This is a genomic window from Nonomuraea antimicrobica (assembly GCF_039536965.1).
GTDB classification, from domain to species: Bacteria; Actinomycetota; Actinomycetes; order Streptosporangiales; family Streptosporangiaceae; genus Nonomuraea; species Nonomuraea antimicrobica.
In genome coordinates this window covers 13,265-36,524 of the sequence record NZ_BAAAZP010000029.1, presented here as the reverse complement: position 1 = coordinate 36,524, position 23,260 = coordinate 13,265, and the positions used below count along the sequence as shown (strand labels likewise).

Below are 23,260 nucleotides of genomic sequence, written 5' to 3'. Positions count from 1 at the left end.
CGCGCGCCGGGGCCGCCCGCGGCCTGGACCCCGGCGCGGCCCGTGACGCCGCCGCGGCGGCCCTGCGCAGGCTGGGCATCGAGGAGCGGCTGTGGGCCATGCACACCACCGTCCTGTCGGGCGGTCAGAAGCAGCGCGTGAACCTGGCCGCCGGCACCATCTCGCCGCCCCGGCTGCTGCTGCTCGACGAGCCGGTCTCCGCGCTCGACCCGGTCAACAGGGAGGCCGTGCTGTCCATGATCGCCGACCTGACGGGGGCGGGCGTCGCCGTGCTGTCGGTCTTCCACGACCTCGACGCCATCGAACGGCTGGCCACCCGGGTCGTGGTCCTGGAGGACGGCCGGGTGGCCGCCGACGGGCCGCCCGCCGCCGTGCTCCGTGATTCCGAACTGAACCTGGAGGTGGCCCGATGAGGGCGTTCGCCCACGCCAAGGCCGTACTGCCCGACCACGTCATCGAGGACGCGCTCGTCGTCATCGAGGGCGGACTGATCACTCATGTCGGCCCCGCCCGGCCCGGCGCGGTGCCGGCCGAGGCCGTGGACCTGAGAGGCGCGCTGCTGCTGCCCGGCATCGTGGACACCCACTCCGACGGGCTGGAGACCGAGCTGCGGCCCCGGCCGGGGGCGGAGTTCGACGTGGAGTTCGGGGTGTCCAGCTTCGAGGGACGCGTGCGGGCCGCGGGGGTCACCACCGTGTTCCACGGGGTGGCGTTCGAGTCGCACAACCGCAAGGGCCGCACCGTCGACCGGGCCCGGCGGCTCGACGCCGCGCTGCGCGAGCGCGCCGCCTCCGGGTATGCGTTGGTCGACCACCGCGTCCTCTACCGGCTCGACGCCCGCGACCCCGAGGGCCTGGCGGCCCTCGACTCCTGCCTGTCCGGTACGCCCGTGCCGCCGCCGCTGGTCTCCTTCGAGGACCACACGCCGGGTCAGGGGCAGTACCGTGACTCGGCCGTGTACCGGCGCTGGCTGGAGGGCACCGAGGGCATCTCCGCCGAGGAGGCGCAGCGCCGGGTGGAGACGCTCGTGGCCGAGCGCGACACGCGCATCGGGCACCGGGAGATCGCGCTCGGCCGGCTGGCGGAGCTGGCGGCGCTGGGCCGGGTCCGGCTGCTCGCGCACGACCCGGTGACCGCCTCCGAGATCGACGTGGCGGTGGCCAACGGCGTCGCGGTCGCGGAGTTCCCGACGACGACGGAGGCCGCGCGGGCGGCCAAGGAGCGCGGGCTGCGGGTGGTGGCCGGCGCGCCGAACGTCCTGCGCGGCGGCTCCCACTCCGGCAACGTGGCCGCGGCCGAACTGGTGGCGGCAGGGCTGGTGGACGGCCTGTCCAGCGACTACCTGCCCGCCGCCCCGCTGGCGGCGGCGCTGCTGCTGGCCGCGCAGGGCGTGGTGCCGCTGCCGCGGGCGGTGGCGCTGGTCACCTCGGGCCCGGCCTCCGTCGCGGGGCTGACGGACCGGGGCGCCCTGGCCGAGGGGCAGCGCGGGGACCTGGCCGTGGTGACCGTCGAGCGGGGCTGGCCGACCGTCCGCATGACCGTCGCGGCGGACGACGCGCCGCTGCTGGAAGGGGTGGGACGATGACGACTCCGCCGTTGGACGCGCACCCGGCGCTGGCCGCCGCCGCGTCGGCGGCGCTGGAGGCGTACACCGTGGCCACCGCCGAGCATGACCGCGCCACCCTGGCCGCCGTCGTCGCGGACGGCGCGGACGGCACCCCCACCATGCGCATCGACGTGCTCGTCGAGCAGGCCATCCTGGCGGCGCTGTCCCGGCACCCGGTCAACGTCCTGAGCGAGGAGACCGGCTGGGTGGACCGCGGCTCCGCGCTGACCCTGGTCATGGACCCGGTGGACGGCTCGGCCAACGCCGCGGCCGGGGTCCCGCTGGCGGCGTTCTCGGCGGCCGTGGCCGAGGACGGCGTCTTCACCGAGGCGCTGACCGTCTGGCTGGACACGGGCCGGAGCTGGTGGGCGCGGGCGGGGGAGCCGTCCCCGCTGCGGACGAGCGGCCGGACCGGGCTGGCCGGTGCCGCCGTCTCCCTCCTGCGCCCGCACCCGGCCAACCCGGGGGCCGCGGCGGCCTGGTGGGAGGTGGCCAGGACGGCGGCCCGCATCCGCATCCTGTCCACGAGCTGCCTGGAGGGCGCCCTGGTGGCCCAGGGCTCGACCGACGCCTTCGCCGACGCCGCCACCGACACGCACCGGCTGGTGGACCTGGCCGCCTCGGTGGTGCTCGCGGAGGCGGGCGGCGGGGCGGTCAGGGACGTGTTCGGCCGCCCGATCGGCCTGGACACCGACCTGACCAAGCGCTGGAGCGGCGTCGTGGCCGCCACCCCGGACCTGGCCGACGAACTGGTGACGGTCCTGCACGACGCCTACGTGGCGCAACGCACCGGCTGAGGCACGGGCGGGGGCGTTGCCGCACGGCAGGCGCGGGGCGTTCAAGGGGGCGGCAGCTCACCGGAGCCGCGGGGCACCAGCTCCACCGGCACCCTGAGCCGCCGCGCCCCCCGCGCCGGGTTCAGCAGCAGGTCCACCGCGCCGCCGGCCAGGCGGGAGATGTCGTAGCGGACCACCGTCACCCCCGGGTTGAACACGTCCGCCAGCGCGAAGTCGTCGAACCCCACGTACGCCGGCCGCTCCGGCCGCTCCCGCAACGCGTGCAGGATCCCGATCGCCGCCCGGTTGTTGGTGGCGAAGAACGCCGTGGGCGGCGCGGGCAGGTCGAGCAGCCGGGTGACCTCGCGCGCGACCCGCCACGGCTCGAACTCCCCCCGCACCACCAGCGCCTCGTCGGCCGGCACCCCCGCCTCGGCCAGCGCCGTACGGTAGCCGGTCGCCCGGTCGTGCACCGAGCTGAGCCCGTCGTCGTCGGAGATCAGCGCGATCCTGCGGTGCCCGCGGGCGAGCAGGTGCCCGGTCGCGGCCCGGCCGCCCCACTCGTCGTCGAGCAGCACGACATCGGCCGCGGCGAGACCGCGCGGCACCCGGTCCACGAAGACCGTGGTGAGGCCCGGGTGCTCGGCCAGCCAGCCGTGGTCGGCCGCCGACGGGACGACGATCAGGCAGTCGACGCCGCGCGCGTACATGGACTCGATGAGCATGCGTTCGGTGTCGGCGCTCTCCTCGTACGAGCCGAACACGACGAGCGCCTCGTGCTGCGCCGCGGCGGCCTCGACCGCGGCGGCCAGACGCGAGGAGAACTCGTTGGAGATGTTCTCCATCACCAGGCCCAGCGTCAGCATGGTCGCGCCCCTGGCCAGCCGGGCGGCGGCCTCGTTGCGCCGGTAGCCGAGCGTGCTGATCGCCTCCTGCACCCGCTGCTGCAGCGAGGCCCTGACGTGCGGCTCCTGGTTGACCACCCGGGAGACGGTCTTGAGGCTCACGCCAGCCTGCCGGGCCACGTCCGCCATGGTCGGCTTCCGTGTTGTCATACTCTGCCCCCATGGATGATGAATGGATCTGTGGCCGGCTGGGCGAGGACGAGCCCTGGATGCTGGGCGCGGTCAACCCGCCGGTGTTCGAGAACTCGTTGTTCACGTTCGCGACGGCGGAGGAGCTGGGCGAGGCGCTCAAGGACGAGGACGAGCGCTACGTCTACTGGCGGGGCACCAACCCGACGGTCGATCTCGCCCAGCGCAAGCTCGCCGCGCTGGAGCGGGGAGAGCGGGCCAAGTGCTTCGGGTCGGGCATGGGCGCCATCTCGGCGACCGTCTCCTCGCTCGTGTCGGCCGGGGACCACGTGCTGGTGCTGGGCGCGGTCTACGGGCCCACCACCCAGTTCCTGCGCTACCTGGAGAAGTTCGGGGTCACGCATACGCATGTCGATGACCTCGCGGGGGGTGACAGCGCAATCAGGGCGAGCACCCGCCTACTTTACTTCGAGTCGCCTTCCTACATGGCCTTCCAGGTGGTCGACATCGCCGAGGTGACGGGGTGGGCGCGGGAGCGCGGGCTGGTGACGGTGATGGACAACACGTGGTCCACGCCGCTGTTCCAGAAGCCGCTGACGATGGGGGTGGATCTCGTCGTGCACTCGCTGTCCAAGTACGTCGGCGGGCACAGCGACCTGGTGGGCGGGGTGGTCGTGGGCCCGGCGCGGCTGGTCAGGCCGCTGGCGCGCACGGAGTACCAGCTCTACGGCGCCGCCATGTCGCCGCACGACGCGGCCAAGGTGATCAGGGGCCTGCGGACGTTGCCGGTGCGGATGGCCGCGCACCAGGAGCGGGGGCTGGCGGTGGCCGCCTTCCTCGACGGCCATCCGGCCGTGCGGGCGGTGCGCCATCCGGGGTTGCCGTCGCATCCGGGGCACGCGCTGGCGGTGCGGCAGATGACGGGGTTCTCCAGCCTGTTCAGCCTGGTGCTGGACACGGAGTCGCGGGAGGAGGTCGGCGCCTTCCTCAACAGGTTGCGGCATTTCCGGATCGGGGTGTCGTGGGGCGGGTTCGAGAGCCTGGTGAACGCGCCCGCCCTGTCCACCGAGGAGAGCGTACGGGCCACCATGGGCATCCCGGTCGGCCTCGTCCGGCTCTCCGTCGGTCTGGAGCCCGCCGACACGTTGATCAAGGATCTTGAGCTGGCGTTGGAGGCGCTGTCCGCCACCCGTTACTGACAGCGCTGTCCGGCGGGGGGGCGGTAAGGGGGCGAAAGGGATGCCCGACCGCTCGTCGCGCCATACAGACCTTTCACCGCAGGCCATCTCCAACTAATCGCCGGACCTCAGCGGCTCGCCGAACAACCCGCCTCTGGATCTCCACGACGGGTAGGTTGCGCTCTTACGTTGGGCGTGATCCGCATCACAGTGGAGGTCTCGTGACGACCAGAGAACATGACGCATCGGTCTATGAACAGGTGCAGGAGAGCAGTGAGTTCCAGGAACTGAAACGGCGCTTCCGGCGCTGGACGTTCCCCATGACCGTGGCGTTCCTTGTGTGGTACCTGCTCTACGTGGTGCTGTCCGGATGGGCGCGCGGCTTCATGGGCATCAAGCTGCTCGGTGACATCAACGTCGGTCTGGTGTTCGGTCTGCTGCAGTTCGTGTCGACCTTCCTCATCGCGTGGGCGTACGCCAGGCACGCCGAGAGAAAGCTCGACCCGATCGCCGACAAGCTGCGCCACGAGGTGGAGGAGAAGACCCAGTGAGCTCGACGACCCTGGGGATGATCCTCTTCCTCACCTTCGTGGCCGCCACCCTGGCGATCACCTTCTGGGCCAGCCGCCAGACCAAGACGGCCGCCGACTACTACGCGGGCGGACGGTCGTTCACCGGCGTGCAGAACGGCCTGGCCATCGGCGGCGACTACATGTCGGCCGCCTCCTTCCTCGGCATCGCGGGCATCATCGCGCTGTCGGGTTATGACGGGTTCCTGTACTCGATCGGCTTCCTGGTCGCCTGGCTGGTGGCGCTGCTGCTGGTGGCCGAGCTGATGCGGAACTCCGGCAAGTTCACCATGGCCGACGTGCTGGCGTTCAGGATGAGCCCGCGCCCGGTCCGTACGGCGGCCGGCGTGTCCACGATCGTGGTCAGCATCTTCTACCTGCTGGCCCAGATGGTCGGCGCGGGCGCGCTGGTCGGCCTGCTGCTCGGCATCACCGGCGAGGCGGGCAAGGCGTGGACGATCATCGGCGTGGGCGCGCTGATGGTCATCTACGTGGTGTTCGGCGGCATGAAGGGCACCACCTGGGTGCAGATCGTCAAGGCCGTGCTGCTGATGGGCGGCGCCGCGCTGGTGACGCTGCTGGTGCTGGGCAAGTTCGGCTTCAACCTGTCGGCCCTGCTCGGCCAGGCGGCCGCGGTGAGCGGCCCCAAGGCCGACCCGGGGAGCTTCCTCATCCCCGGCCAGAAGTACGGCACCGAGGCGCAGGGCATCGCGGGCAAGATCGACCTCGTCAGCCTGGGGCTGGCCCTGGTGCTGGGCACGGCGGGCCTGCCGCACATCCTCATCCGCTTCTACACCGTCCCCACGGCCAAGGACGCCCGCAAGTCGGTGCTCTGGGGCATCGGCATCATCGGCGTCTTCTACCTGCTGACCCTGGTCCTCGGCTTCGGCGCGGCGGCCCTGGTCGGCAAGGAGACGATCACCAAGGGCGACGCGGCGGGCAACACCGCCGCGCCGTTGCTGGCCCAGCGGGTCGGCGAGGAGATCTTCGGCCCGTTCGGAGGCACGATCCTGCTGGCGCTGATCGGCGCCGTGGCCTTCGCCACCATCCTGGCCGTGGTCGCCGGTCTCACCCTCGCCTCCTCCTCCAGCTTCGCCCACGACCTGTACGCGCACGTCTTCAAGCGCGGCCAGGCCAGCGAACGCCAGGAGGTCGTGGTGGCCCGCGTCTCCGCCCTGGTCATCGGGGCCATCGCCATCGGGCTCGGCATCCTCGCACAGGGCCAGAACGTGGCGTTCCTGGTGGCCCTGGCCTTCGCGGTGGCGGCCTCCGGCAACCTGCCGGCGATCCTCTACAGCCTGTTCTGGAAGCGGTTCAACACCGCAGGGGCCGTGTCGGCCATCTACGGCGGCCTGATCTCCGCCCTGGTGCTGGTGATCTTCTCGCCGGTGGTCTCGGGCGGCCCGACGGCGCTGTTCAAGACGGCCGACTTCGTGCTGTTCCCGCTGAGCAACCCCGGCATCGTCTCGATCCCGCTGGGCTTCCTGTGCGGCTGGCTCGGCACGATCCTCAGCAAGGAGCACAACGCCGCCAAGTACGCCGAGATCGAGGTCCGCTCCCTGACCGGGGTGGGCGCGGAGAAGGCCACGGAGCACTGACGCTCCACCCCCTACCAGGCTCCTTTCCAGGCTCCTTTCCGAGGAGGGCGCCCGCTCCCTGGCCCGGGGCGCCTGCCGAACGAGGGCCCGGCCGCCGGAACGGCCGGGCCCTCCCCTGCGCGGACGGGGTGCGCCGGAGCACTCAGGTCGTGCCGCGCACGGGGTTGATGATCTCGTCGACGAGCCACCGTGCGACCTGCGGCGGATAGGGGCCCCGCAGGCTCAGCACGATGTGCGTCATGCCCGCGGCGACCAGTTCGGTGACGGCCTTGCGGTCGGCGGCGGGATCGTCGTAGGAGACGATGTACTGCACGGAGCGGGTGATCGTCCGCGGGTCCCGGCCGATGGCCGCGCAGTGGTCGTCCAGAACGGCGTTGCGCTCGATGACGTAGTCCAGCGAGTTGTGCGGTGGCCCGGGGACGTTCCAGATGTCGGCGTGCTCGGCCACCACGCGGAGCATCCTGTTCCCCCAGCCGCCGATCAGCAGGGGCGGGCCCGGCCGCTGGACGGGTTTCGGCTCGTTGCGGTTGCCGGTCAGGTTGTAGTGGCGGCCGTGGAAGTCGAAGACGTCCCGTGTCCACATGCCGCGCAGGATGGCGATGGTCTCCTCCAGGCGGGCGATGCCTTCGGCGGGTGGCACGAGCGTGAGGCCGTACGCCGCGTACTCGGCGGCGGCCGGGTTGTCACCGGCCTCCGGCAGTTGCGCGGTGCCTCCGACGCCGAGGCCCATGATCAGGCGGCCACCGGAGATCACGTCGACGGTCGTGGCGATCTTGCCGAGGACGGCGGGCGGCCGGATGCGGTTGCTCGTCACGAGCAGGCCCAGGCGCAACCGCTGTGTCCTGGCGGCCAGGGCGCTCAGCAGCGTCCACCCTTCGAGGACCTGGCCGTCCTTCGGGCCGGCGATCGGCATGAGGTGGTCCCACAGCCAGGCGTCCGCGATCTCGGGCAGACCGTCGGCCTCCTGCCATACGCGCAGGATCTCCTCGTAGGGGACCCGCATCGGGGTGGTCTTGATCCCGAACGTCAGGGGGGCCGCGGAGGTCGCGGCGGGGGAGTGCCGGTCGGACATGGTTGCCAAACGCCCTTCGAGTCGACGCGCCACCGTTGGCGGCGACGCGATTGCCACTCTAGCTGATCGTCAGTGTGACTGACCATCAGTCTCGGTACGCTGTGCCCATGACGCGCGACACGCCGCCCGAGGTCCTCACCTCCCGCCTCGGCTACCTGCTCAAGCACGCGTACCTGCGGCTGAACGAGGAGTCCTCGCGGGCCTTGGCGCCACACGGGATCGACGGCCGCGAGCTGGCCGTGCTCGCCGTCCTCGACGCGCATGACGAGCTGTCCCAACTGGAGGCGGCGGGCAAGCTGAGCGTCGACCGCACCACGATGGTGGCCCTCGTCGACGCCCTGGAGGGCAAGGAACTCGTCGAGCGGCGCCGCAGCCCGCACGACCGGCGCAAGAACATCGTCCAGCTCACCCCGGCAGGCCGCAGCCGCCTGCGGGACGCCGAATCCGCCCGCCAGGAGGTGGAACGCCGGTTCCTCGCCCCGCTCTCCAGTACGGACGCCACACACCTGGTCCGCGCCCTGCAGTCCCTGGTCGGCGCCCCGTCGAGCTGACAACCGGTGACCACCTCTGCCGCCCTTTCCCGATATCGTTGAACCCTCGTTGAGACTCCGCGGTGTCGTCGGCGGAGTCGTCCCACCCGACCCTCAACCAGGTGAGGTACGTCATGCCCGGCGCGCGGCTCCGCCCGGTGGACCTGGCGCGCGAGCACGGCCTGTCCACCCAGGCGGTCCGCAACTACGAGCAGGACGGCATCCTGCCGCCCGCCGGGCGCACCGCCAGCGGCTACCGCGCCTACACCGGCCTGCACGCCCAGGCCCTGCGCGCGTTCGTCGCCCTGGTGCCCGGCTTCGGCCACCAGGCGGCCACGGCGATCATGCGGGCGCTGAACGAGGGCGCGTCCGACGAGGCGCTGAGACTCATCGACGAGGGTCACGCCCAGCTCCTCGACGACCGCCGCACCCTCCAGGCCGTCGAGCAGGCGCTCCGCACGCTGGTGCCCGCCTCCCACGCACCGGAGCCCAGGCATCCGGAGGACGCGACGGCGGCGGGGGAGACGGGGGAGCGCGGGGAGACCTTCATCGGACCGCTGGCCCGGCGGCTCGGCCTCCGCCCCGCGACGCTGCGCAAGTGGGAACGGGCCGGGCTGGTACGTCCGCGCCGCGACCCGCGTACCGGCTACCGCGTCTACACGGCGGCCGACGTACGGGATGCCCGGCTCGCCCACCAGCTCAGACGCGGCGGCTACCTGCTGGAGCAGATCGCCCCGCTGCTCGCCCAGGTGCGCGCGGCGGGAGGCCCGGAGCCCTTGGAGAGCGCCCTGCGCGACTGGCGGACCCGGCTGTCGGCCCGCGGCCGCGCGATGCTCCGGGGCGCCGCCGAACTGGACGCATACGTGAGCCGTCGCGACGGCGGCTGATCGTTTCTGTCGGTCCCGACTGGCAGGCTGGGCCGCCATGGACATCGCACAGTTCTGGATGCTGATCGAGCGCGCCCGCGACCAGGTTCCCGACGCCGACGACGATCAGGCCGTGGCTTCTACCGCCACCGCCCTGCTGTCGGCCCGCCCGGCCGCCGAGATCGTCGCGGCCCAGCAGGCATTCTGGGACGTCATGGCGGCCTCCTACCGGGCGCCGCTGTGGGGCGCCGCCTACCTGATCAACGGCGGCTGTTCCGACGACGGCTTCGACTACTTCAGGGGCTGGCTGGTCACCCAGGGGCGCGAGGTGTTCGAGCGCGTCGTGGCCGACCCCGACACCCTCGCCGAGCTGCCGGTCGTCCGCGCCGCGGCGGCCGAGGGCGGAGACCTCGACTGCGAGGAGATGCTGGGCATCGCCTGGCGGGCGCACCTCCAAGCGACCGGCGAGCAGCTTCCCCCCGCCTCCTTCACCATCCGCTACCCCGCCCTCGACCCCGCCTGGAGCTTCGACTTCGGCGACGGCACCGAGGTCGCCCGCCGCCTGCCCCGGCTCGGCGCCCTCTACCAGTAGGGACACTCCCCACGGCGGGGCGGAGGGGCGGCCGGGCCGCCCTTCGGGTTTTTCCGTAATCGCGGAAAAACCCGGCCGAAACCCATAGTCTGCGGGACGTGCAAACCTCCCTCACCTTCGCCGACCTGCTCGACGACGCCGCCCTGCTCTCCCTGGAACACCAGCTCCACCTCGAAGAGGTCCTCGGCAGCCACAACTGGAACGTCGACCTGCAACAGCAGCGCTTCGAGTTCACCGGCGCCCGTACGATCACCTGCACCGCCTTCCACCTCCTCGGCAGTGCGGCGCCCGGCCCGGCCTCGTGGTTGTGGGCCTGGGCAAACCCGTCGGGCTTCCCCGAGCCCGTGGTGGCGGCGTCCGCGAGCCTGCGCGACTTCGGCCTCCAGCACGGCATCGCGGAGCTGGCCTCCGCCGAGGTCCCGTTCAGCGTGCTGCCCGGCTCGCCGGCCGAGCCCGCCCGTGCCGCCGGGCTCCTCACGGAGGTGGCCAAGGCGGTGACCGGCCGCTGGACCTCGTACAGCGGGGAGGCCGGTGGCGGCACCCGGGCGGCGTTCCTCGTGGAGCACCCCGACTTCCGGCTGCCGCCGCCCGAGCCCGCTCGCGTGATGCGCGTCATCCAGCAGGCGCTCGCGGGCCTGCCGCTCACCGACCACCGGCGCGCGCTGCACAGCTACGCCGTCAAACGCGGGCTCAGCGCCGACTTCGGCGCCCAGCAGGCCGGACTGGCCGGGCCCGGCTTCGAGGCGGTCGTCGAGTTCGACGAGCATGGTCGCGTGGCGGGTATCAAAGCGACCATGACCTCCCCGAACGCCGGTTAGCCCGGCCGGCCGCCGGATCAGGCCACCACACCGAGCCGGAGCGTCGAACGGCCGCGTCGAACGGCCGCCGGCGAGGACGAGTTCGGGGAGTCCGTCATGTGGGCCACATCGGACGACGTCTAGATCTAGGCTGTGGTGGCGTGACAGCTACGAACATGCCGCCCAAACACCGCTTCCTCGTGCTGCACGACTACGGCATGGGCGGTCTGTGGTGGTGGATATGGGCGCGTTCCGAGCGGGAGCTCGTGGAACGCCTGGCCGAGGTCGAGGTCGTCGGCAGCCCCGACGCCGTCGCGCGGGCCGAGACCTGGAACCTGGACGAGGTGGACATCGACGCCGACCGCCTCTCGGCCGGTCTCGACGACCTGCGCGCCAAACGCGAAATCCAGCGCTCACGTCCCGGCTTCGGCGCTCTGGCCGGTCGGGACCTCGTTCACCTGCGCGAGCCCTGGGAGGACGAGCACGGTGTGACGATCTACCTCGCGGAGGTCGGTCCCGACGGGCGCCGCCTCCGCCAGGTGGAGGTGGCCCCGGACGGCACCGCGGTCAGGAGCGCGCCCACGGACTGGGTGCTGAACCCGCCGATCGTCGACCTCTTCGATCCCGAGGTGGTGGGCAAGGAGATCGGCCGGGAGGAGTTCGAGCGCGCCTGGCGGCACGCCCGCCCGGAGACCGACCCGTCCATGAGCCGCGTCCATGAGCCCGCCCATGAGAAAGGGGCTCGACGGCCGTAGCCGCGAGCCCCGGAAGAGGGCGGACCCCTATGCCTCGGACGCCGGAGGGCTTAGCTGCCGACGGGCTCGGCGCGGAGCCTGGCCGAGTGCTTGACCAGGCTGATCAGCACCTCGCGGCTCGATTCGCGCTTGCGGGCGTCGCACAGGATGATCGGGATCGACGGGTTGAGCTGGAGCGCCAGCCGCACCTCGTCCATCTCGAACGTGGGCGCTCCCTCGAAGCAGTTGACCGCCACCACGAACGGCGTGCCCCGCCGCTCGAAGTAGTCGACCGACGGGAAGCAGTCGGCCAGCCGCCGGGTGTCGGCCAGGATGACGGCACCCAGGGAACCCTCCGCCAGTTCGTCCCACACGAACCAGAAGCGTTCCTGGCCGGGTGTCCCGAACAGGTACAGAACGTAGTCGGTGCCGAGCGTGATGCGGCCGAAGTCCATCGCCACGGTGGTGGTCCGTTTGGCCTCCACCGAGGTGAGGTCGTCGACGCCGATGCCTCTGTCGGTCAGCACCTCCTCCGTACGCAACGGCCGGGTCTCGGAGACCGCGCCCACCATCGTCGTCTTGCCCGCGCCGAACCCGCCGGCGACGAGGATCTTGATCGCCGTCGGCAGGCGCGGACGCTCAGAGCGAGCGAAGACCATCGAGCACCGCCCTGTACATCTTCATGTCGTGCATGTCCACCTCGGATCGCGGTTCCTGCGCAGAGACGAGTTCGCGGTCGAACAGATCGCCGAGCAGCACCCGGATCGTGCCCGCCGGCAGATCCAGGTAGGCGGCTATCTCGGCGACGGACTTGGGTTCGCGGCAGAGCTGGAGGATCCTCAGATGCTCGGGGTCCAGCCCCGCGTCCGGCCCCGGCGGCGGACCCACCGCCAGGGCCATGGAGATCAGGTCGAACCTGCCGTGGGCAGGCTGGGTACGGCCACGCGTGACGACATAGGGCCGGATGATCTCCGGGTCCACCCAATGCTCGTCCGTGGGCTCGTCCGCGCCTCTCACCGGTCGCTCCTGGCGATGGCCTCGGCGTTGCGGGCGCCCGAGGTGAGGTACTGGCCCACCCGTGCGACCAGCATCGCCATCTCGTACGCCACCAGCCCGATGTCGACCTGCTGGGCGCACAGTACGGCCAGGCAGGCGCGCTCGCCCGCCGTGGTCACGATGAGGAACTGGTTCTTCCACTCCACGACGGTCTGGCGCACCGGCCCACCCGAGATGTGCTCGGAGACGCCCTTGGCCAGGCTCTGCAGCCCGGAGGCGACGGCGGACAGGTGTTCGCCGTCGGTCCGCTGCAGATCGGCGGACGAGGCCATCAGCAGGCCGTCGGACGACAGCACGATGGCGTGGTCGGCTTCCTTGATACGGCCGACGAGGTCGTCGAGCAGCCAGTTGAGATCGGTGCCTGCGGTGGGGGTCATGCCTCACCGTCCGGCTGCTCGTCCATCATCTCGGCGGCTCGCGAACGGCCGAGACGGGTGCCTGACTGCAGGGATCCCATCATCGCGCGGATCTCCTCGGGCGAGCGCTCGTCATCGTCCTCCTCGAGATCGGGCTGCGTGGGCATGTCGTCACGCAGTGCTGGCGCCAGGTTCGCCTGGGGCACGCGCAGAGGCAGCCCCGACGGTGTGAACTCGGCCACAGGCTGCTGCTCCGGTTCGGCCTGTATTGCGGTTGGTACTGGTTCGTTGGCGGGCTTGGACACGGGCTCGGGCGCGGCGGGCGGCACCGAGGTCGGCTTTCTGATCGGCATCGGGGCGGGTGCGGTGGTTCCGGGGGCGGACCTGGGGTTCGCTCCCCGGCCGCTCCTGGGCGCGGAGGTGGGGCGCGGCCCCTGGGTCCGCTCGGGCGCGGGCGTCTGGGCCGGGACCTGGCCGGAGCGCGTGGGCTTGAGCGTGCGCACGTTCTCCGCCACGGGCAGGCGCGCGGCCGTCGCCACGGCGGGCTGACGGCGCGGCAGCCGCTCCCGCTCGTCGCCGTCCTGCGGTTCCGGGGACGGGTCGAGCTGGACGAGCTCCTGCGGCAGCAGCACCACGACCGTCGTGCCGCCGTACGGCGACGACTTGAGCACCACCTGGATCTCGTGGCGCCTGGCGAGCTGGCTGACCACGTAGAGCCCCAGGCGGGCGGTGCCCGAGATACGGAACTCGGGCGGGTCGGAGATGCGCTCGTTGGCCGCGTCGAGGTCCTCGGGCTTCATGCCCAGGCCGCGGTCCTCGATCTCGATCACGTACCCGTTGGCCACGAGCTGGCCGCTGACCTGCACGTTCGTGTACGGCGGCGAGAACGACACGGCGTTCTCGATCAGCTCGGCGAGCAGGTGGATGACGTCACCGACGGCCCGGCCGACGAGCACCACCTCGCCCATAGGCATGAGCGAGACCCGGGTGTAGTCCTCGACCTCGGCCAGGGCGCCGCGGACCACGTCGACCATGGGGACCGCGCGCCGCCACGTACGGGCGGGGGCCGAGCCGGACAGGACGATGAGGTTCTCCGCGTTGCGGCGCATGCGGATGGCGAGGTGGTCGAGCCGGAAGAGCTCCTTCAGCTCCTCGGGGTCGGTCTCGCGCCGCTCCATCACGTCGAGGACGGTGAGCTGGCGGTGCACCAGGCCCTGCGTCCTGCGCGCCAGGCTGAGCAGGATGTCGCGGATACTGCGGCGCAGCTCGGCCTGCTCGGCGGCGACGGAGATGGCGGTGCGCTGCACGGTGTTGAACGCCTGGCCCACCTGGCCGATCTCGTCGTCACCGAAGTCCAGCGCGGGCGCCTCCTTGGCGACGTCGACCTCCTCACCGTGGCCGATGCGGTCGACGATGCCGGGCAGCCGGTCGTCGGACAGCTCGTGGGCGGCGTCACGCAGCTTCTGGAGCTGCGCGAACAGGTTTCGAGCCGTGGTGATGGACAGGACGACCGAGGCGATGACCGCGAGCAGGCCGAGACCGCCGGCCAGGACCAGCCGGACGACGACGCCGACGGCCACCGGTATGGTCCGGTCCACGACGCGGTCGCCCGCACCGAGCACCATGGTGTTGAAGTCGGCCAGGAAGCGTTCGGTCGCCGACTTCCACTCGCCGGCGGTGAACGGCATGGTCAGGGAGTTCGGGTCATGCTCCATCACCTGTCGCTCCAGGTTCTGGAGCCGGATGGCCGACTGGCCCTTGGTCAGATTCTCGTAGGCGGCCTTGTCGAGGTCGGTGAGTTCTGCCGCGGCCTGTTCGGCGGTGGCCCGCCAGGCACCCACGTCCTGGCTGAACTGCGCCTGCGTGGCGGCGCTCAACCTCCCCTCGGAGAGAACGCCGGCGAGGAGGGCGTCTTCCCTGGCCAGGAGCTCTGTGGCCCGGCTCAGCGCGAGGAGGGAGCGGACGTCTTTGGCGAGTGCCTTGTCGTCGAGCGTCGCCAGCGAGCCGTAGAGATGGTGGTAGGGGTCGATGACCTCGTTGTACGCGGCCGTCATCTGAACTCGGGTGCTCCGGCCCGCATCGACGCCTTGGCGGACCGACTTGAGCGAGTCGAGCTTCGCGAAGAAATCGGCGAGCCTCTGGGCGCTTTGATCGTCCATCGCCATGCTCACTATCGCGGAGCTTGCCGATTCACGGAAAATGCCGATATGCCGGTCGGTCTCCTTCCGCTTAGCTTCGAGCTCCTTGCGGGATTTGGCCGTCTTCTCGGCTAACGCCACCATCGACAGCCTGCGCTCGTCCTGCAGCGAGAAGAGCACCGGGTCGCTGGGACCCGACACGGAGGCGTCGAGCTGGGAGACCCACAAGAGGTTGACTCCCTCGCGAAGGGTGACCCACGCAGCGAAGGCCCACAGGGCCGTCAGGGAGAGCAGCATTGCCGTGATCTTGGTTCGCAGCCGCGTCTTGCGGAAGCGCATTACACCCACCCTGTGAAAGTCACACGTTGTGCGCCAGCCACCTGGCGCGCGTGACGCTGGACATAGTATCGATCAAGGAACTCTAGCGCACGGCCAAAGTGCCTCACAAGCAACAGTAATCACAAGCGTCCGATCTTGACCATATTAGTCAATATGTACCAATACGGGTCAGAAATCGGTATACTTCGCAAAATGGCCGACCTAGTCCCCCCATATTTCAGCATCCACAATGACCTGGCCGACCGTCTCCTTGCGCAGTCTGACCAACTGGCCGGCGTGCCCCAACGAGACCGTGCCGACGTGCTGAAGGCCGCACTTGACTCCGTCCCCGAGGCGATGGGGCTTTTGGGTGCCTATCCCGCCCTGTTCGCCGACGGTAACAGCACTGCCAGTCGGCTGGCCTTCAGTTGCCTGCTGGCCGCGGCCACGTTCCCGCACGCGCGGCGGGAACAGATCGTCGATCTCGGAACTCTGAGTGTGATCCTCTTCGCCGTCGACGACATCGCCGACAGCAGCGCGGGGGACCGGACCGATCGCGACGTCATCGCGCTGTTCCGGCGGCTGTCCTCCGTCCTCTCCGGTGCGCCGCTCGTGGCTGACGTCGGCCCGCACCCCATGGAACAGGCCATCCATGCCTGGCAGACATGGTGCGCCCGCTTCCGCGCATACGACGGAGCCGACGTGTATGTGCCGATGCTGATGGAAGAGCTGGAACGCACCGGCGGGGGGATGGCTCGCGAGCGTGTCTGGGCGACGGGAGCCGAGCCCTGGCCGTCGTATGAGGAGTATCTGGACAACGGCGTTCTCACGATCCTCTATCACGCGTGGTGGCTGGCGGCCCTGGGGATCTGTGGCCCGCGCCCCGAGGACGCCGCGGCCTACTGGCGACCCATCGGGCCGGCCAATGATCTCGGCGCGGCCTGCGTGCGGCTGGCCAATGACGTCAGGACGTTCGAACGAGAGAGGAGCGAGGGCAAACCGAACTCGGTTCTCATTCTCGAGCGCGCCGGTATGAGCGCCGAGGCGGCGGTCGAACGGGTGTCGGCGCACATCGTCGAGCTCAACGCGGAATTCGCGACGGCGATCGCGCACCTGCCCGCCGAACTGCGGTGGGTCGGGGAAGCACAGCACAGGTGCGTCACCTTCAGCGGTGGCTGGTACAGGGCCAGGGACACGCACGCGTACACCGTTCGAGAACTGGCTGCCGACGTGGACGCTCATGGGAGCTAGCCCGCCTCCGCCCGCGCCTGCCGGATGAGGTGCGACGACGCGATGACCGCGGCGCGGGTGACGGCACGGGGAACGTACAGGTCCTTGTCGTGCCAGAGCGGAGGGTGATCGCCGCCGGCCGTACTCGACAAGTACGCGTCAGCTCGATTCGCCGCGCGCAGGCGCCGTGGATCCGTGCGTCCCCGGGTCAGCAGCAGGATCTGGATCGCATACGCGGTCTCCTCGGCTGTGCCCTCCCAGCGGCCCCATGAGCCGTCCGGCCGCTGCGTCTCCAGCGTCCACTCTGCCGCCGCGCGTACCGCCTCCGCCGAGGCGTCTCCGCCGAAGGCGTCGAGCGCCAGCGCGCAGCTCACCGTGGCGTAGTAGGGGGACGCGTGCCACCGATCCGTCCAGCTTCCGTCTGGTTGCTGATGATCCCGGATCCAGGCGGCCAGCTCGGCGATGGCCTGGCCGTATCGAGATGAGGCGGCGGGCCGGCAGCGGATGTACTCACCGAAGGCGTCCAGCACGTGCGCGTTGACGCTGACCGAAACGCCCTGCTCGTTGAGCCAGGTGGAGAAGTGGGTACCGGAGCGGAACCCCCACAGGCTGTCCGGTTCGTGCGGAGCGCCGAGCAGGGCCAGAGCGTAGAGCGCCACGGATGTCGTGTCGGCGTCGGCGGGCAGCCCAGGCCCCGCGGGGGTGCCGACGGGTCCAATGGCCGTTCTGATGTCGGCCACCATCTCCGGCGGCACCTCGATGGGCAGGCCCGCCCGGAGCAGCCAGCTCAGCACCCAGCCTCGCTCGAACACCGTGATAGGCAGCCCGACGGGTACGGGGCCGCCGTACAAGCGAACCACCGCCTCCAGATGCCGGCGGGCAGGCTCATACGCGTCCTGCCCCCCGTGCTCTCCCAGCCAGGCGGCGGTCGCGGCCGGGGAGGCGCCGACGCTGCCGATGGGCGTGGGATGGATGCCGGGCGCCCCGGCAGCCTCCTCGGCAGCGATCTCCAGGGCGTGGAGCAGTTTCTCCGGCACCTCCATCCCGGACCTGACCCGGGACGTCACGACGTGGAGCGTGTCATAGCTCATGGCATCGGGCAAAGGTATCGGCGCGTGGCCCGGTAATCCCTGGACATGCTGGTTGATGCGGGCAACGAGCGAGGGGATGATGTGCTCGATCGCCGGCATGTCGGGGAGGTCGAGGGGGTTGCTCAGCCAGGTGGTGAGCATCCTCAGGCCACGCTGGGCGGCGTCCGAGAGGCGCGCGTGCTCTGCCCCCCGATCACCTCCGCGCGTCAGCTCGGAGAGGATGCCCTCAGTGGCGCTCAGGGTCGGCACCACGCCGTACCCGTCGGGTCCACCCCAGGCGCCGTCCTGCCGCTGCGTACGGATCAGGTAGTCGATGCGCTCCGTATGGCCGGTCAGCCAGGGCGAGAGCGAGACCAGCCGGCCGGTCTCGTAGACGGAGGTCGAAACCTGCCCCCACGGGCGGAGCATGAGGCTGGTGACCAGGTCGCCCGCTTCCGTGGTGATGTCCACGGCTTCACTGATGCTCACGCCGCACGTTTCCGTTCGATCGGATCAAGCCGCAGGAAGAGCTTCTGCTTGGGCCTCAGGGTGGCTCCTCCCGGCACGGGCCTCAGCTTCTGCGGATTGGTGAGAACCGCCCGGTACCTGCTCAGGATGTTGGCGAGCACGAGGGACGCCTCGACGTAGAACAGGCTCTGCCCGAGGCAGACGTGCGGGCCCGCGCCGAAGGGAATGAACGCGTAGCGGTGCCGACGCTCGTGCGTGTTGTCGGCCCAGCGTTCGGGGTCGAACTCCGTCGGCCGGGGCCAGAACTCCTCCAGTCGGTGTGTGGTGTACGGGCTGATCAGCACTTGCGAGCCGGCTCTGATCCGGACACCGCCGATCTCCGTGTCCGCCACGCTCTGGCGCGGGACGACCCACGCGTTCGGGTAGACCCGAAGCAGCTCCTGCAGGACCATGCGGAGGTAGTGCATTTCGGCGACGTGCGACGGCCGGACCGGACCGTTACCCACCACGCGGTCGATCTCCTCCAGCAGTCGGGCGTTCACGTCCGGGTGGTCGTGCAGCACCGACCAGAACCAGATCAGCGACATCGCCGTCGTCTCCGAGGCGGCGCCGTAGATGTTCACCAGGTCATCGCGCACCTGATGCAAGTCGGCCCTGCCCTCCTTCTCGAGCCGGGCCGTGAGCAGCGCCGAGACCACCTCCTTGCTGCGGGTGTCGTCGCGCCGCGCCTGTTCGATGAGGGGGTAGACGATCTCGTCGATCTTCTTCGCGGATCGAAGGAAGGCACGGTCGCCCGGCACTCTGATCGAGTACGGCGCGAAGGGCAGGAGCATCCGGAAGCCGATCGAGGTGGCGCAGGTGGCGAACTCGGGCGCCAACCGCTCGGCGGTGTCACGGGAGATCCGGCCGCCGAACAGTACCTTGATGACGGCCTGGTTGACGATCGAGGTCATCTCGTGCTCTACGTCGATCGGGCGGTTCGTCCGCGCGAAGTCGTCGAACTCGCGAACGCGCTCGGCGATGACGTCGGCCATGTCTTCGGCCAGCGAGTCCGTGTAGCGCGCGGTGAAGAGCGGCTGGAGGATCTTTCTGGCGGACGCCCAGGCCTCACCCTCGCCAAGAATGCTATGGCCGATCAACCGCTGCAACGGCCGCCAGAACATGCCCTCGCGGACGAAGTTGGTCCAGTCGGTCTTGAGTACCTGCTGGACGTGGTCGGGGTGGGAGACGAGGTAAGGACGGAAGGGCCCGAGGTGGAGCCGGACGACCTGTCCGTCGGCGTCGGTGCCCATCTTGGCCAGCTCTGTGACCGGATCACTCACGAGCCGAGGTACGGCCCGGTAGGAGGGAACGACATGAGGAGTGTTCACGAGGTTTCCCCTGAGGTGCGGCATGCGGCAATCCCTGACCCGGATGCGATGCGCAGCCGAAGACCGACTGCACAGGCATCTGTGATGACTCGCGCAAGTATTGGATGGATGTCGAAGTTTGATTAGATTGGTGGGAATCTGAGGTGATGGCCCGCCTGGTGTTCTCTTGGAGGTGCGCTGGCGGCTCGCCCTCGGCGCACGCGTGTGCCTCGCGTGGCAGCCACCGCCCCCGGTACAGCCCGGGCGGTCGGCGTGTCGGCAGGAACCTCGACTGCCACTTGTGATTCCTCCATCGCGTACAGTACGCGTCTCACATCGCGGACATTCCCGACAAATGTCAGCAGTTGAGTGGAGTATCACATGCTTGTGCATGTAGATTCAAGATCGTATCGGGTAGGAGCACCCATTGAATCTCAGCCAGCCGCGAGACGGCGGCGTGATCGCCCGCTGCCGACGCCTCCTTGAACCTGCTCTGCGTGAGGCGGTCTCGGTGCTGCATCCGGGGAGCGCCGGGATGGCGGCGTTCGCGTTGGGCTGGTCGGACGTCAACGGCAGGGAGCAGAACGGCGACGGCGGCAAGAAGGTGCGGCCGGCGATCGCCATGCTGAGCGCCGAGGCCGTCGGCGGCAGTGCCCAGGACGCGTTGCCCGCCGCCGTGGCGGTGGAGTTGGTGCACGCCTTCTCACTGGCGCACGACGACATCATCGACAACGACGAGCTGCGCAGGCACCGCGACGCCCTCTGGAAGGCGTACGGGGTCGGGCCCGCGCTGCTGACCGGCGACGCGCTGCTGGCCCTGGCCGTCCGCCAGCTCGCGGGGCGGCCGGAGGCGATGTCCTACCTGTCGGCGGCCCTCATCGAGCTGGTGCAGGGCCAGACCGCCGACATGGCCTTCGAGAACCGTCCCTGGCACGGGCCGGGCGAGGTCACCCTCGACGAGTACATCGAGATGGCCGCGGGCAAGACCGGCGGCCTGCTGGGCGCCGCCGCGGCGGCGGGCGTGGTCCTGGGCGGCGCGCCGGAGCTGGGCGACCGCATGTGGGCCATGGGGCGCGACCTCGGGGTGGCCTTCCAGATCGTGGACGACGTGCTCGGCATCTGGGGCGACCCCCAGGTCACCGGCAAACCCGTCCACAGCGATCTCCTGCGCGAGAAGAAAACGATTCCCGTGCTTGCCGCCCTCGCCGCAGAGGACGCTGCCGCCCGCGAACTGTCGGCCGTCCTGGACTCCGGGGTCGTGGACGAGGAGTCCGCGCGGCACGCCGCCCACCTCGTGGAGGCGGCCGGCGGCCGGGAGCGGGCCAGGAAGCTCGCGGACCACTACCTGTCATCGGCGCTCGGCGTCATCGACGAGTACCTCCCGGATGCCACGGACCTGCGCGCCCTGTGCGACTCCATGGTCGACCGGGTCTACTGACGCTCGGAGTTTCGGTCCTGTCGCTGCCCTTTCGGCTCGGGTGTTCTTCCCTGTCCGACGCCGCTGGGCCGGGCCGGGAAGGGCCCCGCCGACCAGGCATCCCGGGGTAACCGGGGCCGCGTCGCGGTGCCACGGTGGCGTGTGCGGATAATGGCGGGATGAGGCAAATAGGCACCACGGACCTGTCCGTATTTCCGGTATCGCTCGGCACCAACGTCTTCGGCTGGACCGCCGACAAGGAGACCTCGTTCGCCGTCCTGGACGCCTACGTCGAGGGCGGTGGCAACTTCATCGACACCGCCGACGTCTACCCGTACTGGGCGACCGGGGAGCCCACCTCCGAGACGATCATCGGCGAGTGGCTGGCCGGGCGCGGCGACCGTGACTCGCTCGTGCTGGCCACCAAGGTCGGCATGCTGGATGGGCTCAGGGGGCTGGCCCCGGCCACGATCAGGACGGCCGTGGAGGACTCGCTGCGGCGGCTCCGTACGGACTACATCGACCTCTATTGGGCGCACGTCGACGATCCCGACACGCCGCTGGTGGAGACGCTGGCCGCGTTCGACGCCCTCGTCAAGGAGGGCAAGGTCCGTTACGTGGGGGCGTCCAACTACGGGGCCGGCCGTCTGGCCGAGGCGCTCAAGACCTCCGACGAGGAGGGGCTGGTCAGGTACGTGGCGTTGCAGCAGCCGTACAACCTGGTCGAGCGCGACTACGAAGGGGAGTTGCGGGACGTGGTGGCCGGGGAGGGGCTGTCGAGCACGCCGTACTCGGGGCTCGCGCGCGGCTTCCTGACCGGCAAGTACCGGCCAGGGGTGGACGTGGACAGCCCGCGGGCGGGGAAGGCGGCCGAGTACCTGGAGACCGAGCGCGGCCCCAGGACGCTGCAGGCGCTGGCGAAGGTGGCGGCGGAGCACGGATCGGCTCCCGCCTCGGTGGCGCTGGCCTGGCTCGCCGCCCAGCCCACGGTGGCGGCGCCGCTCGCGAGCGCGCGCAACGTGGAGCAACTGCGGCCCCTGATGGAGGCGGCCACGTTGACGCTGAGCGACGCGGAACTCGCCCTCCTGGACCGGGCCTCCCGCCCCTGAGCCCGGACGGCCGTGTTCCGGGCACCCATGTTCCGGGCCACCCATGCTTCGGACGCCCGTGTATCTGAGCGCCCGTGCGCCTGAGCGTGTGTGTATCTGAGCGCCCGTGCGCCTGAGCGTCTGTGTGCCTGAGCGCCCGTGTTTTGCGCGCCGCGCGAGGCCGGGTCGCGAGGGCGTGCACCTGCGGCCCGGGCCGGATCGGTCAGCCCGGGCCGGGTCAGTCAAGCCTTCGGGGCCGGCCCGGTGCCGGGTCGGGAGGTCAGGAGGTCAGGCCGTGCTCGCGGCACCACTCCTCGACGCTTCCCGCCTCCGCCTCGACGGCCCCCGTCCAGTGCGGGTCGGCCGCGATCGCCTCCGGCACGGAGGAGTGGGAGGCGAACACCGCCGTGAGTCCAGTGATCTTGAAGATGCGGGAGATGCGATCCGTGGTCATCACCAGCGCCAGCGACCCGTCCTGCGTACGCAGCCGCTTGAGCCCGCCGACCAGGACGCCCAGGCCGGTCGAGTCGAGGAACTCCACCGCGCTCAGGTCGGCCACGACGTGCACGACGCCCTTGGCCGCGAGGTCCACGATCTGTTCGCGCACCTTGGGAGCGGTGAACACGTCGACCTCGCCGGCGATCCTGAGCACGGCGCAGTCGCCGACCGGTCCGACCACCTCTATGCGGATGTCCTGCATTTCGCGCCTCACCATCGGCCATGTCATTGGCCACCTTGACGGGGAACTCTGTAGATTGACACTACTGCCGCGAGCGCCCTCCCGTCAATCCTCGACTGTCGGTGTCATCGTGCAGAATGACAGGCGATCGAAAGGGTGATGGGATTGCGGGTGGAAGAGGCGATCGGGCGGCAGATCGCGCGCCTGCGTGCCGAGCGCCGCATGTCGCTGACCGAGCTGGGTGAGGCGCTGGGCCGATACCTGGACAGGCCGTGGAGCCGCCAGGCCGTTCACCAGGCCGAGCGCGGGCAGCGGGCGTTCACGGCCGCCGAGCTGACCGCCCTGGCCCTGGTGCTCGACACCGCCGTCCCGGTGCTCTTCCGGGCGGAGGACGACCGCATCGAGCTGCCCGGCGGGGCCGTCTCGCCCGAGGAATACCGGGGGATCCTGCTGAGCCGGGAGCCCGACATGCCGCTCGACGGTGTCGAGGAGCTGATCGTGGCCCTGCACGACATCGGACAGGTGCTCGCCCGTCCCGCCCTGGCCCGCCTCGCCCGAATCGGCCGCGTCGCCGAACAGGTCGCGGGCCCCGACCTCTGACGCATGGCCATACAGGTCACGCCCTCCGCCTCTGACGCATGGCCGTACAGGTCACGGGCCCTCGCCTCTGACACACGGCCGTACAGGTCGCGGGCCCCGGCCTCTGACGCGTGGCCAACGGCTCGCGGTCCCCAGCCTT

Annotated in this window: 23 protein-coding genes and 1 pseudogene; 15 read left to right on the top strand and 9 right to left on the bottom strand. The window is 70.6% G+C overall.

All coding sequences use genetic code 11. The features are described 5' to 3' along the window. From ABD844_RS09315 to ABD844_RS09305, 3 genes are all read left to right on the top strand, one after another. Positions 1–413: ATP-binding cassette domain-containing protein (locus ABD844_RS09315; RefSeq protein ID WP_344875010.1), on the top strand; the 413-nt coding region annotated here is incomplete at its 5' end. Then, complete coding sequence (locus ABD844_RS09310) at positions 410–1,585, top strand: alpha-D-ribose 1-methylphosphonate 5-triphosphate diphosphatase (RefSeq protein WP_344875009.1); 1,176 nt, start codon at positions 410–412, stop codon at positions 1,583–1,585. The genes ABD844_RS09315 and ABD844_RS09310, both read left to right, overlap by 4 nt. Then, the gene (locus ABD844_RS09305) at positions 1,582–2,403 is read left to right on the top strand and encodes an inositol monophosphatase family protein (RefSeq protein WP_344875008.1); all 822 of its coding nucleotides are present in this window, start codon (positions 1,582–1,584) and stop codon (positions 2,401–2,403) included. Before ABD844_RS09310 ends, ABD844_RS09305 begins: the two co-directional genes overlap by 4 nt. 41 nt (positions 2,404–2,444) lie before the next feature. Here ABD844_RS09305 and ABD844_RS09300 read toward each other — a convergent pair whose 3' ends face one another. Then, positions 2,445–3,437 carry a LacI family DNA-binding transcriptional regulator gene (locus tag ABD844_RS09300; protein WP_344875007.1) on the bottom strand — a complete coding sequence of 331 codons (993 nt, stop codon included), beginning with the start codon at positions 3,435–3,437 and terminating at the stop codon, positions 2,445–2,447. A gap of 11 nt (positions 3,438–3,448) precedes the next feature. Here ABD844_RS09300 and ABD844_RS09295 point away from each other — a divergent pair, with 11 nt between their 5' ends. From ABD844_RS09295 to ABD844_RS09285, 3 genes are all read left to right on the top strand, one after another. After that, entirely contained in the window at positions 3,449–4,615 is a 1,167-nt protein-coding gene (locus ABD844_RS09295) for a trans-sulfuration enzyme family protein (RefSeq protein WP_344875006.1), read from the top strand. A gap of 200 nt (positions 4,616–4,815) precedes the next feature. Beyond that, positions 4,816–5,145: a DUF485 domain-containing protein gene (locus tag ABD844_RS09290; protein ID WP_344875004.1), complete on the top strand. Its 330-nt coding sequence runs from the start codon at positions 4,816–4,818 to the stop codon at positions 5,143–5,145. Between the two features lie 17 nt (positions 5,146–5,162). Further along, positions 5,163–6,761 (top strand): solute symporter family protein, encoded by a 1,599-nt coding sequence (locus tag ABD844_RS09285; protein ID WP_344875014.1) that lies wholly within the window; start codon positions 5,163–5,165, stop codon positions 6,759–6,761. Positions 6,762–6,903: 142 nt separating this feature from the next. Here the strand turns inward: ABD844_RS09285 and ABD844_RS09280 are convergent, their stop codons facing one another. Then, positions 6,904–7,833 (bottom strand): LLM class flavin-dependent oxidoreductase, encoded by a 930-nt coding sequence (locus tag ABD844_RS09280; RefSeq protein WP_344875002.1) that lies wholly within the window; start codon positions 7,831–7,833, stop codon positions 6,904–6,906. 107 nt (positions 7,834–7,940) lie between these two features. Between ABD844_RS09280 and ABD844_RS09275 the strand changes: the two genes are divergently transcribed. From ABD844_RS09275 to ABD844_RS09255, 5 genes are all read left to right on the top strand, one after another. Next, positions 7,941–8,384 (top strand): MarR family winged helix-turn-helix transcriptional regulator, encoded by a 444-nt coding sequence (locus ABD844_RS09275; protein WP_344875000.1) that lies wholly within the window; start codon positions 7,941–7,943, stop codon positions 8,382–8,384. Positions 8,385–8,497: 113 nt separating this feature from the next. Next, entirely contained in the window at positions 8,498–9,250 is a 753-nt protein-coding gene (locus tag ABD844_RS09270; protein ID WP_344875012.1) for a TioE family transcriptional regulator, read from the top strand. Positions 9,251–9,287: 37 nt separating this feature from the next. Next, complete coding sequence (locus ABD844_RS09265) at positions 9,288–9,821, top strand: DUF4240 domain-containing protein (RefSeq protein WP_344874998.1); 534 nt, start codon at positions 9,288–9,290, stop codon at positions 9,819–9,821. Positions 9,822–9,919: 98 nt separating this feature from the next. Next, positions 9,920–10,639, top strand: coding sequence for a DUF6882 domain-containing protein (locus ABD844_RS09260; protein WP_344874996.1), 720 nt, complete (start codon positions 9,920–9,922; stop codon positions 10,637–10,639). 140 nt (positions 10,640–10,779) lie between these two features. Beyond that, entirely contained in the window at positions 10,780–11,373 is a 594-nt protein-coding gene (locus ABD844_RS09255; protein ID WP_344874994.1) for a hypothetical protein, read from the top strand. 50 nt (positions 11,374–11,423) lie between these two features. On the opposite strand, the gene ABD844_RS09250 is transcribed toward ABD844_RS09255, so the two are convergent. The 4 genes from ABD844_RS09250 to ABD844_RS09235 are packed head-to-tail and all read right to left on the bottom strand — an operon-like array spanning position 11,424 to position 15,241. After that, positions 11,424–12,011, bottom strand: a complete 588-nt coding sequence (locus ABD844_RS09250; RefSeq protein WP_344874992.1) for a GTP-binding protein — start codon at positions 12,009–12,011, stop codon at positions 11,424–11,426. Next, positions 11,992–12,333 carry a DUF742 domain-containing protein gene (locus tag ABD844_RS09245; RefSeq protein ID WP_344874990.1) on the bottom strand — a complete coding sequence of 114 codons (342 nt, stop codon included), beginning with the start codon at positions 12,331–12,333 and terminating at the stop codon, positions 11,992–11,994. The genes ABD844_RS09250 and ABD844_RS09245 overlap by 20 nt, the downstream gene beginning before the upstream one ends. A gap of 32 nt (positions 12,334–12,365) precedes the next feature. Continuing rightward, complete coding sequence (locus ABD844_RS09240; protein WP_344874988.1) at positions 12,366–12,785, bottom strand: roadblock/LC7 domain-containing protein; 420 nt, start codon at positions 12,783–12,785, stop codon at positions 12,366–12,368. Further along, on the bottom strand, positions 12,782–15,241 hold the full coding sequence (locus ABD844_RS09235; protein WP_344874986.1) for a sensor histidine kinase: 2,460 nt from the start codon (positions 15,239–15,241) through the stop codon (positions 12,782–12,784). Before ABD844_RS09235 ends, ABD844_RS09240 begins: the two co-directional genes overlap by 4 nt. A gap of 192 nt (positions 15,242–15,433) precedes the next feature. Here ABD844_RS09235 and ABD844_RS09230 point away from each other — a divergent pair, with 192 nt between their 5' ends. Next, positions 15,434–16,471, top strand: a complete 1,038-nt coding sequence (locus ABD844_RS09230; RefSeq protein WP_344874984.1) for a terpene synthase family protein — start codon at positions 15,434–15,436, stop codon at positions 16,469–16,471. Here the strand turns inward: ABD844_RS09230 and ABD844_RS09225 are convergent. Further along, positions 16,468–18,009 carry a prenyltransferase/squalene oxidase repeat-containing protein gene (locus ABD844_RS09225; protein WP_344874982.1) on the bottom strand — a complete coding sequence of 514 codons (1,542 nt, stop codon included), beginning with the start codon at positions 18,007–18,009 and terminating at the stop codon, positions 16,468–16,470. The genes ABD844_RS09230 and ABD844_RS09225 overlap by 4 nt on opposite strands. Further along, positions 18,006–19,310 (bottom strand): cytochrome P450, encoded by a 1,305-nt coding sequence (locus tag ABD844_RS09220; protein ID WP_344874980.1) that lies wholly within the window; start codon positions 19,308–19,310, stop codon positions 18,006–18,008. The genes ABD844_RS09225 and ABD844_RS09220 overlap by 4 nt, the downstream gene beginning before the upstream one ends. A 454-nt stretch (positions 19,311–19,764) precedes the next feature. Between ABD844_RS09220 and ABD844_RS09215 the strand changes: the two genes are divergently transcribed. Both ABD844_RS09215 and ABD844_RS09210 read left to right on the top strand, forming a co-directional pair. Continuing rightward, complete coding sequence (locus ABD844_RS09215; RefSeq protein WP_344874978.1) at positions 19,765–20,775, top strand: polyprenyl synthetase family protein; 1,011 nt, start codon at positions 19,765–19,767, stop codon at positions 20,773–20,775. 158 nt (positions 20,776–20,933) lie between these two features. Further along, the gene (locus ABD844_RS09210) at positions 20,934–21,863 is read left to right on the top strand and encodes an aldo/keto reductase (RefSeq protein ID WP_344874977.1); all 930 of its coding nucleotides are present in this window, start codon (positions 20,934–20,936) and stop codon (positions 21,861–21,863) included. 346 nt (positions 21,864–22,209) lie between these two features. Here ABD844_RS09210 and ABD844_RS09205 read toward each other — a convergent pair. Next, positions 22,210–22,542, bottom strand: a pseudogene (locus ABD844_RS09205) (STAS domain-containing protein); the annotation flags it as partial. A gap of 150 nt (positions 22,543–22,692) precedes the next feature. Here ABD844_RS09205 and ABD844_RS09200 point away from each other — a divergent pair. After that, positions 22,693–23,121 (top strand): helix-turn-helix domain-containing protein, encoded by a 429-nt coding sequence (locus ABD844_RS09200; protein WP_344874975.1) that lies wholly within the window; start codon positions 22,693–22,695, stop codon positions 23,119–23,121. The last annotated feature ends 139 nt before the right edge of the window (positions 23,122–23,260 follow it).